At 69.5% G+C, this 12897-nt stretch carries 14 protein-coding genes; 8 read left to right on the top strand and 6 right to left on the bottom strand.

The window, feature by feature from the left end:
* Nucleotides 1–640: 640 nt before the first annotated feature.
* Complete coding sequence (locus A4R44_RS15195; RefSeq protein ID WP_067580462.1) at nt 641–877, bottom strand: hypothetical protein; 237 nt, start codon at nt 875–877, stop codon at nt 641–643.
* 127 nt (nt 878–1004) lie between these two features.
* Between A4R44_RS15195 and A4R44_RS15190 the strand changes: the two genes are divergently transcribed.
* Nucleotides 1005–1889, top strand: a complete 885-nt coding sequence (locus A4R44_RS15190; RefSeq protein ID WP_067580461.1) for a hypothetical protein — start codon at nt 1005–1007, stop codon at nt 1887–1889.
* 34 nt (nt 1890–1923) lie between these two features.
* Here A4R44_RS15190 and A4R44_RS15185 read toward each other — a convergent pair whose 3' ends face one another.
* Nucleotides 1924–2343, bottom strand: a complete 420-nt coding sequence (locus A4R44_RS15185; protein ID WP_067580459.1) for a DUF5709 domain-containing protein — start codon at nt 2341–2343, stop codon at nt 1924–1926.
* Nucleotides 2344–2414: 71 nt separating this feature from the next.
* On the opposite strand from A4R44_RS15185, the gene A4R44_RS15180 reads away from it, so the two are divergent.
* The 3 genes from A4R44_RS15180 to A4R44_RS15170 are packed head-to-tail and all read left to right on the top strand — an operon-like array spanning nt 2415 to nt 5508.
* Entirely contained in the window at nt 2415–3488 is a 1074-nt protein-coding gene (locus tag A4R44_RS15180) for a VanZ family protein (protein ID WP_067580458.1), read from the top strand.
* Nucleotides 3489–3538: 50 nt separating this feature from the next.
* On the top strand, nt 3539–5020 hold the full coding sequence (locus A4R44_RS15175) for an AlkA N-terminal domain-containing protein (protein ID WP_067581222.1): 1482 nt from the start codon (nt 3539–3541) through the stop codon (nt 5018–5020).
* Nucleotides 5017–5508 carry a methylated-DNA--[protein]-cysteine S-methyltransferase gene (locus A4R44_RS15170; RefSeq protein WP_067580456.1) on the top strand — a complete coding sequence of 164 codons (492 nt, stop codon included), beginning with the start codon at nt 5017–5019 and terminating at the stop codon, nt 5506–5508. Before A4R44_RS15175 ends, A4R44_RS15170 begins: the two co-directional genes overlap by 4 nt.
* 806 nt (nt 5509–6314) lie before the next feature.
* Here the strand turns inward: A4R44_RS15170 and A4R44_RS15165 are convergent.
* Together A4R44_RS15165 and A4R44_RS15160 are read right to left on the bottom strand one after the other, a co-directional pair.
* Entirely contained in the window at nt 6315–7139 is an 825-nt protein-coding gene (locus A4R44_RS15165; RefSeq protein ID WP_095213358.1) for an isocitrate lyase/phosphoenolpyruvate mutase family protein, read from the bottom strand.
* An 87-nt stretch (nt 7140–7226) separates the two neighbouring features.
* Nucleotides 7227–7859, bottom strand: coding sequence for a peptide deformylase (locus tag A4R44_RS15160; protein WP_198545294.1), 633 nt, complete (start codon nt 7857–7859; stop codon nt 7227–7229).
* Nucleotides 7860–7952: 93 nt separating this feature from the next.
* Between A4R44_RS15160 and A4R44_RS15155 the strand changes: the two genes are divergently transcribed.
* Complete coding sequence (locus A4R44_RS15155) at nt 7953–9149, top strand: cysteine desulfurase-like protein (RefSeq protein WP_067581218.1); 1197 nt, start codon at nt 7953–7955, stop codon at nt 9147–9149.
* Nucleotides 9150–9884, top strand: a complete 735-nt coding sequence (locus tag A4R44_RS15150) for an enoyl-CoA hydratase-related protein (RefSeq protein WP_067580453.1) — start codon at nt 9150–9152, stop codon at nt 9882–9884.
* Here the strand turns inward: A4R44_RS15150 and A4R44_RS15145 are convergent.
* Together A4R44_RS15145 and A4R44_RS45635 are read right to left on the bottom strand one after the other, a co-directional pair.
* The gene (locus tag A4R44_RS15145) at nt 9881–10396 is read right to left on the bottom strand and encodes a TetR/AcrR family transcriptional regulator (protein WP_232791639.1); all 516 of its coding nucleotides are present in this window, start codon (nt 10394–10396) and stop codon (nt 9881–9883) included. The two genes, A4R44_RS15150 and A4R44_RS15145, sit on opposite strands and share 4 nt — an antisense overlap.
* On the bottom strand, nt 10329–10922 hold the full coding sequence (locus A4R44_RS45635; RefSeq protein ID WP_232791610.1) for a GNAT family N-acetyltransferase: 594 nt from the start codon (nt 10920–10922) through the stop codon (nt 10329–10331). The genes A4R44_RS15145 and A4R44_RS45635 overlap by 68 nt, the downstream gene beginning before the upstream one ends.
* 318 nt (nt 10923–11240) lie before the next feature.
* Between A4R44_RS45635 and A4R44_RS15140 the strand changes: the two genes are divergently transcribed.
* Entirely contained in the window at nt 11241–11663 is a 423-nt protein-coding gene (locus tag A4R44_RS15140; protein ID WP_067580447.1) for a hypothetical protein, read from the top strand.
* A 585-nt stretch (nt 11664–12248) separates the two neighbouring features.
* The gene (locus A4R44_RS15135) at nt 12249–12803 is read left to right on the top strand and encodes a hypothetical protein (protein WP_232791609.1); all 555 of its coding nucleotides are present in this window, start codon (nt 12249–12251) and stop codon (nt 12801–12803) included.
* Nucleotides 12804–12897: the final 94 nt, after the last annotated feature.

The following is a 12897-nucleotide window of genomic DNA, read 5'->3' as shown; positions in this document are numbered from 1 at the left end:
GGATCACCGTCCCGGCCGCCCGACCGCCCTGGAGCCGCCGGGAGCGCTGCGCACACCGCCCTCCCGGCGGCTCCGGGGCATCTTGGGCCTGTTCCGCTCCCGGCCTTCGCGGCTGTTTTCGGCTCCGACGGCACCGAGTTTCCGCGTCCGGGCGGGCTCTGCTGCAGTTCGTTCCGGGGGAGTTCGGGGTTGCGCCACCACGGCGACTTTCACCGCCGCTCGCTCCAGCACATTCGAGACTGCCCGACCACGGCAACTCTCACCGCCGCCCGCTCCAGCACATTCGAGACTGCCCGACCACAGCAACGCTCGCGGAAAGAGCGGCCCATCCCCATCGCGGCCGAGCAACTCTCGTCACCACCGCGATCCGGAACGGGCAACTCTCACTGGCACCGCAGCAAGCAACCATCGCGTCCGAGCAGCCCTCGCCAACCCCGCGATCCGGAACCCTCGCATCCCCGAAACTCCGGCAAGGCTGTGCTGCGGCCACCCCGGAACGTAGCGATGCCCCCAGCAAACGTCCGCCGGCCGCCCACGAACGCGGGCGGTCATCCTCGGCTTGCCAGCTTCTCCGCAGGCCGCCGTTCAACGTCCAGCCACGCCGGCCCATCGCCCGCGAGCCTGTCGGTCCACAAAGGACTCAAGCGGCAGCCGCGCCGAGGTCCGTCAGCACAACCGGGCTCGCCGGCGCTCCTCGGCGGCGGGCGATTCGCACCAGGCCCCGGCGGCGCAGGCGGTCCATCGCCTGCGTCTCCCACAGCGGAACCCGTCCGCCGACCGACCACAGGTAACACTCCCCGGCGAATCCGTTGTGGACCACCACCAGCCCGCGCCGGACGTCGTCCAGTGCGTGTACGTCCTCCGCGACGAGCACCATGACCGGCTCCCTCCGTCCCCTTCATGGTGAAACGTCCGGGGCCGCCGGCACATCCGGGAATCCACCTCAGGGGTCCCTGGAGAAATGGGGTCGCCCTCGCCTCGCGGACCTGGCAGGATCGGGCATTGTGCGGCCGCCGACGATCGCGTGCGACGAGTCCGGCTCCGAAGGCGTGAACCTGATCGGCGCGAACACCGCGGTATTCGCGCACGCCGCCGTCCGGATGGAACCCGCGGCCGCCGCGGAATGCGTTGCGCGGCTGCGGGAACTCATCGGTTCGCCCGCGCTCGAGTACAAAGCCAACCACCTCCTGCGCGCCAAAAACCGCGCTGCCCTGGAGTGGCTGCTCACCGAGCCCCTCGCCGATGCCGCCAGCGTGCTGCTCGTCGACAAAGCCCTGTTCCTCGCCGGCAAAATCGTCGACCTGCTCGTCGACCAGACCCCCTACCCGGAATGCCTGCGACACCGTCCGGACGCCCGCGCCCGCGCCTTGCGCCAAGACGGCCCGCGCCTGCACGGCACCCAGCGCTGGAACGAATTCCTGCGCTCGTTCACCGGGCTGCTGCGTACCTCGAACCGCCGCCTCCCCGCGACCACTCCGGCCGAGTTCTTCGCCCAGACGGACGTCCTCGGCGAACTGGCCGCGGCTCGCCCGCGGGTGATCGCACTGCGCGCCGAACTCCTCGCCGACCCCGGTCTCGTCTCGCCGATCGACCCGTTGATGCCCGCACTCGCCGACACGATCGCGTTCTGGCGGCCGGAAGAGGTCATCCACGACGAGCAGCCGTCCCTCACCCCGGCCCGGCTCGCCCAGCTGCTCGATCCGGTGCCGCGATGGCGATTCGTCGACTCGAGGTCCGAACCGCGGGTCCAGATAGCTGATTTCCTGGCGGGAGTCGCGCGGCGGCTGACCGAGGAAACCCTGCACGGCGGCGGGGACCCGGAGCTGGTCAAGCTACTGCGGCCGTATGTGCTTCCGGCATCGGTCTGGATCGGGGATCCGGCGGACTAGCTGCCCGCGCCATCGCAGCGGTGGCTTGACGCGGTCACAAATCCCGCGGGTTGACGACGTGCACCGCGGCTTCCTCCGCCGAGGCCGCGCCGCCGTCGATGCCGATGTCCGAGGCGTACAGCTCGGCCTCGGCGTCTGGGCCGAAGCCTGCGTTGGCGGCCACCAGGCGGCCCGCGCGGAAGTCGCCGACCTCGTCGTCGACGAGCTCGCCGTCGGTGTCGTCGATGTCGCCAAGGCCGTCGCCGCCGGTCGCGCGGATCTCCGGGAGTTCGCGGGCCAGCCTGCCCGCCCAGCTCTCCCCGGCGGCTTCTTCGGCGGCGGTAGTGCCCCAGTCGCGAGTCGCGAGCGGACGTTCCGGCGGCGAATAACCCTCGTCGTAGGGGTCGCCGTCCTCCAGGGTGTCTTCGGGATCCAGCACGCCGGTGTCGGCGTTGTCTTCGATGTCGTCGTCCACTGCTCCTCCTTTCCGCGTGCCCAGGCTACTGCCGCCCGCTAGCCTGTGCGCTCACGCCGGGTGGAGGAACGATGACTCAGTGGAGCGGTCCCACGCTGATCGCCGTGTTCGCCGGATTCGGGCTGGCGTTAGTTTTGGTGGTCCCGTATGTCGCGATCAGCTATCGCAAACGCGGTGAACTCGGCCTGCTGCGCGCGATCGCCGCGCCGACTTTCCTCGTGTATTGCTTCGCGCTGGTCACCTACACGCTGCTGCCGCTGCCGGACGTCGACGCGGCGTACTGCGCGACGCACGAAGCGCTGCGGCACCCGGTGTGGAACCCGCTCCAGTTCCTCGAAGACATGCGGCAGTTCAACACCGGATTGCTGGACAATCCCGCGCTGCGCCAGGTGTTGTTCAACGTCGCGTTCTTCGTGCCGTGGGGCGTGTTCGTGCGGCGATTGTTCGGGCGGAGCATCGGTTTCGCCGTCGTCAGCGGGTTCTTCGTGTCGCTTGCCATCGAGACGACCCAGCTGACCGGCGTGTGGTTCCTGATGGAGTGCCCGTACCGGCTGTTCGACACCGGCGACCTGCTGTCCAACACCGTCGGCGCGGGGGTCGGCGCGCTTCTCGCGCCCGTGCTGCGGCGCTCCGGACGGCTGCGTCCCGCCGACGAACCACGCCCGGTCCTTGCCCGGCGACGACTGCTGGGCATGGTGCTCGACCTGATTTCGGTGACGCTGGCGGGCGTCGTGCTGAGCATGATCGCGCTCGCCGTGCAGTACGTCACCAAGGGCACGCTGCAGAACAACACGCTGATCGACGACGTCCTCGGCCGCTGGGTGCCCACCGCGGTCCTGTTGCTGCTCGTGCCGCTGGCGGGCAACGGCGCGACGCCTGGTCAGCGCGCGGTTCTGCTGACGGTGGTGCGCGCGGACGGACGGCCACCGTCGATGCTGCAGTCGATCGTCCGGTTCCTGATCGGTTCAGGCGGCTACTTCATCCTGGCCGGCTTGGACTCCGGGTGGACCTCGCTGTGGCTGCTGGCGCATCTGGTGTTCATGATCTTCACCCGGGGACATCGTGGCCTGACCGGGCTGGTGTGCGGGCTGTCCGTCGCCGACACGCGGGCGGTGGACCGGGAGCCGGTCGCCCCGCCAGGGTGATGTCGTTTTTTCGCGAGGTTTCGTGCGCGGGACGGGGCAGACTGGTCGGCGTGTACGAGGAGACCGAACGCTGTATCCGCGCGGTGCAGTCGAAGGACGACCGGTTCGACGGGTGGTTTTTCACCGCGGTGCTGACCACGGGGATTTACTGTCGGCCGAGTTGTCCGGTGGTGCCGCCCAAGGTCGAGAACATGCGCTTCTACCCGAGCGCAGCAGCCGCGCAGGCCGCCGGATTCCGCGCCTGCAAACGCTGCCGGCCCGACGCGTCGCCCGGTTCGCCGCTGTGGAACGAACGCGCCGACGTCGTGGCACGAGCGATGCGCCTGATCGGCGACGGCGTCGTCGACCGCGAAGGAGTGCAGGGGTTGGCTACGCGACTGGGGTACAGCGTCCGGCAGGTGGAACGCCAGGTGCGGGCCGAACTGGGCGCGGGCCCGCTCGCGCTGGCTCGGGCCCAGCGCGCCGAGACCGCCCGGTTGCTGATCGAAACCACGACGATGCCGATGAGCGATATCGCGCACGCGGCGAGGTTTTCGAGCATCCGGACGTTCAACGAAACCGTGCGTGCGGTCTTCGCCCTGACGCCGAGCGAACTGCGCTCCCGAGTCCGCGGCGGCAAGCGGACCAAGTCGCAGGGAGTGCTGTCGGTGCGGCTCCCGTTCCGCCGGCCGCTGTGCCCGGACAACCTGTTCGGGCACCTGATCGCCACCGCGGTCCCGGGCGTCGAGGAATGGCGCGACGGCGCGTACCGCCGCACCCTGCGACTGCCGCACGGCCACGGCGTGGTGTCGCTCCGCCCGGAGCCGGACCACGTCGCATGCCGCCTGAGCCTGACCGACCAGCGCGACCTGGCCGCCGCGATCAGCCGTTGCCGCTGGCTCCTGGACCTGGACGCCGACCCGGTCGCCGTCGACGAACAACTCGCCACGGACCCGACCCTCGCTCCCCTGGTGGCCGCCGCACCCGGCAGACGCGTCCCGCGCACGACCGACTCGGCCGAGTTCGCCGTGCGTGCCGTCCTCGGCCAGCAGGTCTCGACCGCGGCCGCCCGCACCCACGCCGCGCGCCTGGTCCTGGCACACGGCGCCCCGATCGAGGACCGCGAAGGCGGCCTGACGCACCTGTTCCCGTCGCCCGAATCGCTGGCGGAACTGGACCCGGAAACGCTGGCCATGCCGAAGTCCCGCCGAGCGACCCTGCTGGGTCTCGTGTCAGCCCTGGTCTCCGGCGACGTCGACCTGACCGCAGGCGGCGATTGGGTCCACGCCCGCGCGCAGTTGGCCGCGCTGCCCGGCTTCGGCCCGTGGACGGTGGAGAGCATCGCCATGCGCGCCCTCGGCGACCCGGACGCCTTCGTCGCGAGTGACTTGGGTGTGAAAGTCGCCGCCGAAACCCTAGGCCTGCCACCAAGTCCAGCCGCCTTGATCGCGCACGCCAGCCGGTGGCAGCCGTGGCGCGCGTACGCGGTCCAGCACCTCTGGGCGACCGGTGACCACCCGATCAACCGGATTCCCGCGGAGGAATCGGCATGACCGTGGTGCACACCGTCATCGACAGCCCTGAGGGCCCGCTGACCCTCATGGCCCGCGACGGCGGACTGGCCGGCCTGTACATCGGCGACGAGCAGTACCGCCCACCACGCGCCGCCTTCGGCGACCGGGACGACCGCCCGTTCGCCGCGGCGGCCCGTCAGCTGAACGAGTACTTCGCCGGCGACCGGGGCGAGTTCGACCTTCCGTTAGCTTTCAGCGGCACTCCTTTCCAAGAGACGGTGTGGCGGGCGCTCCTGCAGATCCCGTACGGCGCGACGACGACCTACCGAGAGCTGGCGGAGTCGATCGGCCGCCCGACGGCGTCCCGTGCGGTCGGCCTGGCGAACGGCCGGAACCCCATCGGCATCGTGGTGCCGTGCCACCGGGTGCTGGGCAGCAACGGATCGCTGACCGGCTACGCGGCTGGGGTGGAGTGCAAGCGGAGGTTGCTGGAACTGGAGCGGGGCGGGCGGGTGGTTGCGGGGTGAGTTCGGGGGGCCGAGCGGCTGGCCGTGGCTCGGGTGAGTCGGTTCGGGTTGGCTCAGGGCGGCACCGGATTGGCTTGGGTCCGAGCGGGGCTCGCTCGGTTCGGCGCGAGGCTGACTCGGCTCGGCGCAGGACTGGATCGGCTCGGCGCAGGACTGGCTCGATTCGGCGCAGCGCTCGCTCGATTCGGCACAGCGCTCGCTCAGCTCGGCACAGCGCTCGCTCAGCTCGGCACAGCGCTCGCTCGGCTCGGCACAGCGCTCGCTCAGCTCGGCACAGCGCTCGCTCGATTCGGCACAGCGCTCGCTCAGCTCGGCGCAGGGCTGGCTCAGCTCGGCGCAGGGCTGGCTCAGCTCGGTGCAACACTCCCTCCAGCTCAGCGCAGCACTGGCGCGGCTCGACGCAGCACTCGCCCACCCGCGGCGGGTTCCGCGGCTGGCGGCCGGCACCGCGGGGCCGGGCACGGCTCGCCGAATCGGCGCGCGCGTGGCGCAGCTTCGCGTCCACTATCGAGCCGGGGCCAGACTGGCTCGGACCGGTGCGACGAACCGGGCTGGCATGGCTCAAGCCGGACTCGCTTGACTCTGGCCGGACGGAGCGAGGATGGCTGGGATTGGACCGAGCCGTCACCTGATTTCGTCCCACCTGCGCGGTTCGCTTCGCTCAGCTCGCCCGAAGGTCGGGCCCGGCTCGGGTATGGGCCCGTTTCAGGTTGTCTCGGCCGCTTGCCTTCACCGCTCATGCGGTGCGGTTCCGGCTCGTCGTCCACCATGGGGTTCGGCCGTTTCGCGCCAGCCGTGACCGAGGCTCAGCTGAACCAGCCGTTCACCGTTCCGAAGTCCAGGGCGCCGGTCGCCTCCCCATAAGTCCCTTGCTTCAGCACCTCTGCCGCCGCGTGGTGGGCCAGGGAGTAGGCCGCCTGGGCGATCGAGGTGCCGACACTCACCCGGCGCACGCCAGCCGCGGCCAGGTCTGACACCGGGGGTGCGCCGGGTCCAGCCATGGCGCTTACCGGGATCGGCGAGGACGTTGCCAGTTCCGCCAGTACCTCGACGTCCACCAGGCCCGGGACGAAGATGCTGTCCGCTCCGGCGTCGGCGTAGACGCGGGCTCGGGTCAGTACATCGTCGAAGCGACCGGCGGGTTCGCCGACTCCGAAGAGGTACACGTCCGTCCGGGCGTTGATCCACAACTCCGAGAGACCGGCTGTCGCGGCGGTGGCGCGGGCCGCGGTGAAGCGTTCTGCCTGTTCGTCGGGAGTGAAGAGAGTGGCAGTTCCGGCACGGGAGTCTTCCAGGTTCACGCCTACTGCGCCCGCCTCGATGACGCCTCGCACGGTTTCGGCGACGGCTGAAGGGGCTAGGCCGTAGCCGCCTTCTACGTCGGCGGTTACCGGGACTTCTACGGCTGCGGCGATTTGGGCGATCACCGTCAGCATTTCCGCGCGAGAAAGATGCTGGCCGTCGCCTCGGGCCAGGGCCCAGGAGACGCCTCCGCTGGTGGTGGCGATCGCGGGGGAGCCTGCGCGTTCGATAGCGACCGCACTGCCTGCGTCCCACGCGTTCGGCAGCACCAGGACATCAGTCGCGTGCAGTTCGCGGAAGAGATTTGCCTTGTCTTGCAACGAGTTCACGAGGTTCCTCCCCAGTGGCGAGCCCCAGGCGGGGCAACTGCGGAGGAACGTATCAGCGGGCACCGACAAAAACCGGTGCGGAAAGAATCAGGGGAGGTCGAAGCCCAGTTCGCGAGCGGCCTCGGCGGGGGTCGGCTGGGTCCAGCGGCGGGCGACGGCTTCGTGGGTGGACAGCGAGCGCGGTTCGGCTCGGTCCAGGTACAGGACGCCGTGCAGATGGTCCGTCTCGTGCTGGACGATTCGTGCTGGCCAGCCGGACAATTCCGCGTCCAGCGCCGCGCCGGTTTCGCTGGTGCCGCGAAGCCGGATCCGCAGGGGCCGCGCGACGACGGCCTGCCATCCGCGCACGCTGAGGCAGCCCTCGAAGAACGCGGCGGTTTCGTCGCCCACTCGGGTGTACTCGGGGTTCACCAGCACGCGGAACGGCAACGGGACGATCCCGCGGGTGGCGAGGGTGGATTCGGCGACGCCGGGGCGTTCGCGGGCACCGTCCTCGACGACCGCGATCCGGACCGACAAGCCGATCTGCGGCGCGGCGAGGCCGACGCCGGGTGCCGCGTGCATGGTCTCCTTCATGCCCTCGATCAGCGCGGAAAGCAGTTCGTCGCTCAGTTCGCCCTCGTACGGGCGGGCGGCGGCGCGCAGCACGGGGTCGCCTGCCTGCACGATCGGCCACGGCAACGGCTGGGCGAGCAGTTTCTCGACCTGTTCGGCAAGCACCAGCGAACCCCTCTCCAAGGGCAACGGGACAGCGGCATGATCGCACCCGCGCGGAGCACGACACTCGCCCGGGGATCGGGCAAGCTGGCAGCCGTGGCCTACGACGTGAACGCGATCCGCAAGCACTTCCCCGCGCTCGAGAACGGCGCTGCCCACTTCGACGGTCCCGGTGGCTCCCAGGTCCCGGACATGGTCGGCGAAGCAGTGTCCTCGACACTCTGCGCCGCCATCGCGAACCGCGGCACCGTCACGGCGGCGGAGCGCCGCGCGGACGGCGTCGTGCGCGAAGCCCGGCAAGCGGTCGCTGACCTGCTCGGCGCGCGCGCGGAGGGCGTCGTGTTCGGGCGCAGCATGACCCAGGTGACCTACGACTTCTCCCGCACGCTCGCGAAGAACTGGGGTCCAGGCGACGAGGTCGTGGTCACCCGCCTGGACCACGACGCCAACGTCCGGCCGTGGGTGCAGGCGGCCGAAGCGCGCGGCGCGACTGTTCGCTGGGCGGACTTCGATCCCGAGACGGGCGAGTTGCCGACGTCATCGGTCGCGGAACTGCTTACTGACCGGACGCGGCTGGTAGCGGTCACTGCTGCTTCAAACCTGCTGGGCACGCGTCCGGACATTCCCGCGATTACCGACGCGGTCCGCGAAGCAGGTGCGCTGAGTTACGTGGACGGCGTGCACCTGACGCCGCACGCGCTGGTCGACATCGCCGCACTGGGCGCGGACTTCTACGCCTGCTCGCCGTACAAGTTCCTCGGACCGCACCTCGGCCTTCTCGCCGCCGCACCGGATCTTCTGGAGACGTTGCAGCCGGACAAGCTGTTGCCGTCGGGCAACGCGGTTCCGGAGCGTTTCGAGCTGGGTACGTTGCCGTACGAGCTTCTCGCGGGCACTACCGCAGCTATCGACTTCCTCGCCGAACTCGTGCCAAGTGAAGGCAGCCGTCGGGAACGTTTGCGTACGTCGATGACGGCGCTTGAAGAGCACGAAGACGCGCTGTTACAGCGATTGGAAGACGGGCTCGCCGCTCTGCCGCGCGTCGTTCGGTATGGCTCGCCGACGCGTCGCCGTACGCCGACAGTGTTGTTCTCGGTCGCCGGGCTGACGCCGCAAGCGGTGTACGAGCGTCTCGGCGCGCGCGGGGTCAACGCGCCTGCTTCGACGTTCTACGCCATCGAGTGCGCGCGGCACCTCGGTCTTGGCGACACTGGTGCCGTACGCGCTGGCATCGCGCCGTACACGACTCCAGCGGAAGTCGATCTGCTGCTCGCTGCTGTTGCGGAGCTGTGAATGAGCATTGAGACGACTGTCGACGGACAGGTCACCACCATCACCATCAACCGGCCGGAGAAGCGGAACGCGCTCACGAAGGCGATGTACGTCGCCCTCGCGGACGCCTTCGACGCTGTCCGCACGCCTATCGCTGTATTGAGCGGAGCCAGCGGTGCGTTCACTGCGGGTAACGACCTCGGCGACTTCCTCGCGCACGAAGCCGGTGACAGCGCGAAGACGCCCGCACGGGTCTTCCAGGAGGCGCTACTCGCGACGCAGGCAGTAGTCGTCGCATCAGTCGACGGCCCCGCTGTCGGCATCGGCGCAACTCTGCTGCTGCACTGCGACCTCGTCTACGCCACCGAACGCAGCTACCTGCAGTTCCCGTTCGTACCGTTGGGACTGGTGCCGGAGTTCGGCAGCAGTTACGCGCTGCCGCGTCGAGTCGGTCCGCAACGCGCGACGGAGCTGCTGCTGTTCGGAGAACGCCTGCCTGCGGTCGAAGCGGCGCAACTCGGGTTGGTCAATGAAGTGCTCCCTGACGAGACAGCGCTCGGTAAGCGCGTCTCAGAACGCGTCGCGACACTCGCCGAACGGTCGGTACGCGCGGTGACGACGACGCGCGCACTGTTGCATGACCGCACCGACGAGAGCGTCGAAGAGCGAATGGACTCGGAGTCCAAGCACTTCGCCGAACTGCTGCACGACCCGGTCACAGTCGCCACGTTGCGCGCGAAGCTCGACAGGCGTTAGCGACGGCGGCGCTTGTCCACGGCGGCGTCGAGAACTGGACCTAGCTCCTCGACAACGCTGTCGAGCGCCGTCACCGCGTGCTCGACCCGGGCCAGCACTAAGGCTCCTTCAAGCGCGCTGATCATCAACACTGCCAACGAAGCAGCGCGCGCCGCCGGTACGCCCATCTGCTGCAGCGCGGACACGATGGGCTTTCGCCACTGCGCGAAAGCGTCGTTTGCGCGCTCACGCAACGGCTCGCTCGACGCCGCCGTGTCGGCGACGGTGGCCACCAACGGACAGCCGTAGTCGTAGCCGATCTCTAGGAACTCTGCGCGCCAGTACTCGACTACCCCAGCGAAGAGCGCGGACGGCGTCGGGTCTGTCAGAGAGTCCATCGCGCGCGTCACGCGACGTGCGGCGTAGCGGCCCGCCCAGTCGATCGCTTCGCCGAACAGCTGTTCCTTACCGCCCGGGAAGTAGTGCTGCAGCGACCCCCGCGGCGCCTCGGCATGCGCTACCACCTCGCGCATTCCGGTTCCGCTCAAACCCTGCGTACGCAGCAACTGCGCAGCGCTGAAGACCATCCGCTCGCGCGCCGGCCGTTCCGTCATCGAGCGTCTCCTCCGTGACCGTCAGCTCGTACTCGTTCTCGCCGCCGTACCCGGGCACGAAGCGGAACCCGCACGCCCGCAGCAATCCTTCCGCAGCGACATTGCCCTCCTGCACGGTGGCGTGCAGCTTCCAGCCGCGCCACCGCTCCGCGGCCAGCCGGACCAAGCCGCTGCCGATGCCCAGCCGCTGCCATCGGTCGGCGACGAGCAGCCCCAGTTCGACGCGGCGATCGTCCTCCGGGACCGCGTTCAGCAGCCCGGCGGGCACCTCCGAAACCTCGGCGACAAGGGCCGTGCCGACCAGGAGGAATCGCTGGTACCTGGACAGGACCGCGGCCGGCTCGATCGGGCCGCCGAGGGTGAACCGGCGGCTCAGCGATGCCGGCGAGCAGGCGCGGACGAGATCGGCCACGGAACCGGCGGTGGCCGGTCGCACGGCGGTCATGACAGTCGTCATAACCCGAGGGTCGCACACGGCTGCGACTATGACAAGCGTCATGGGAGATGTCACGCTGCCGACACGACCCGCGCGGCCCGCCGGTACCGGGACCGGCGGGCCGCCACCGGTTTCGGGCAAGGAGAATTCACTGATCGTATCCGCGATACCCCATCGGCGGTAATTCCACCGATTAATCGGGACTTGACCACGATGCGTGTCCACTGGGCCTCTTCGGGTGAAAACGGTTCCCGATACCTGCCGGGAACGCGTTTCTTCCTTATATTTTCCTGGACGCTCCGGCAGGCGAGCAAAGGAGACACGGCCATGACCCAGTCGCTCGAGGTTCCGACGAAGGAATTCTGTCTCGACTGGACGATGGACGGGGCCAATGGCGGCAGGGTGCACTTCACCCTGTCCGGCCAGGTGAGCCTGTTGGACGGCAAGCGGTTCTACAAGGTCGACGGCGTGCTGTACATCGCCGACGGCAGCGCGTACTGCCGGGAGATCGGGAACCCGCGGCTGCACGTGCGGCGCAACGGCGTCGAGGAGACCGGACGGCAATGGGGCTGGGAAGCGATCAGTTCCCGCAAGAGCGCGAACCGGCTCTGCACAATGGACGGTTATTTCGTGCGGACGGGCTACTGGGCGCCCGCCGATCGCAGTATCCAACTCGGAATCGTCGCCGAACACGGGGTCACCCGGCGTCGTTCGCACAGCCCGACGGCGACCATTCGCCTGGTTGACTGAATGGTTCCCGGATATCGGGAGCGCGCCCTCGGTTTGCGCTCGGCAATGACCCGATTCCAGGCCGGACGGCAGTGAACTTTTCGCGAGCGGCCCCGGGCAGACGCGTCCGCCCGGGCTGTCCGCGACGGAAACCCCCGGTTGCCCGCCGGCGAACTTCCGGCGCACAGTCGTGCCCACCGCTGCCGCAAGATCGCTTGCCCGCCAACGCGAACCGCGCGAATCAGACGATCCGCCGAGCGACCGCGGTGCCGAACCGCCGGTGCCGCAACCCATCCAGGGCCGAACCCGAAGAAAGGTCAACCCGGGCAACGCACTGAACCCGCGAGACATTGGCCTGGACCACTCGGCGCACACCGCGAACCCGTGCCCGCGCAGCCGCAACCTCCGCTCGTCGTCACCCACACGGGTAATCGCTGGCCTGGAGGTAAGCGAAAACACACCGGATCCCCAGGAAAAACACGAAAAACGTTGTGCGGGACACAGCGCTCGCGCGCGCGAAAGAGGACCATGAGAGGCATGCGGAACAGGACTCGGGCAGGCAGACCACCACACCCTGGTAAACGATTGCTCCGACGGCTCGGCGCCGTGCGCAACCCGCTCGTGCGACGGTCGGACCGGATCGAAGGCGTGCTCGCCGGCATCGTCACACTGCTGGCGCTCATCGCGATTCCCTTCGCCATGATGATCGGCAGCGAGGACGTCGCCGCGGAGACCGCCGCGTCGGACGCGCAACTGCAGTCGCGGCATCAGGTCACCGCCACGGTGCTGACGACGGCCTCGCAGCCGGCCGCTTCCGTCGGCGACAGCGCGCCGATCGCCAACACCGCGCGCGTGAACGCGGTCTGGAAGCCGCCGCACGGCGTGCAGCGCACCGGCGTCATCACGGTGCCCGCCGCTTCCGCGACCGAGGGCTCGACCACCGACATCTGGCTGGACGACAGCGGCAAGCAGACCACCGCCCCGCTGACGCACGCGGACGCGGTCACCAACGGCGTGCTCGTCGCGGCCTTCTGCTGGCTGTGCGCGGTCGGCGTGCTGGGCGGCGCGTTCTGGATCGCGCGGCGAGTGCTCGACCACCGGCGTGCGGCGCGGTGGGCTGACGAATGGGCGCAGTTCGCCGGCCCGGAAGCGGTTCGCTGACAGCCCCGCCAGCCGTGGTGCTCCCCTCTCGGCTGCCGGACGGGTGCGATCCGCCAATCCGGCGGCCGATCGCTGGCACCTAGGCACGCCGTGC

The organism is Amycolatopsis sp. M39 (assembly GCF_001651785.1).
GTDB classification, from domain to species: Bacteria; Actinomycetota; Actinomycetes; order Mycobacteriales; family Pseudonocardiaceae; genus Amycolatopsis; species Amycolatopsis rubida.
This window is presented reverse-complemented; position numbering and strand designations above follow the sequence as displayed.

Bases quoted from the DNA above. Each gene is read 5' to 3' on its own strand.
- A4R44_RS15195 (WP_067580462.1), bottom strand. From the start codon at position 877: ATGGTGCTCGTCGCGGAGGACGTACACGCACTGGACGACGTCCGGCGC.
- A4R44_RS15180 (WP_067580458.1), top strand. From the start codon at position 2,415: ATGACTCAGTGGAGCGGTCCCACGCTGATCGCCGTGTTCGCCGGATTC.
- A4R44_RS15170 (WP_067580456.1), top strand. From the start codon at position 5,017: ATGACCGTGGTGCACACCGTCATCGACAGCCCTGAGGGCCCGCTGACC.
- A4R44_RS15150 (WP_067580453.1), top strand. From the start codon at position 9,150: ATGAGCATTGAGACGACTGTCGACGGACAGGTCACCACCATCACCATC.
- A4R44_RS15145 (WP_232791639.1), bottom strand. From the start codon at position 10,396: ATGCGCGAGGTGGTAGCGCATGCCGAGGCGCCGCGGGGGTCGCTGCAG.
- A4R44_RS45635 (WP_232791610.1), bottom strand. From the start codon at position 10,922: ATGACCGCCGTGCGACCGGCCACCGCCGGTTCCGTGGCCGATCTCGTC.
- A4R44_RS15140 (WP_067580447.1), top strand. From the start codon at position 11,241: ATGACCCAGTCGCTCGAGGTTCCGACGAAGGAATTCTGTCTCGACTGG.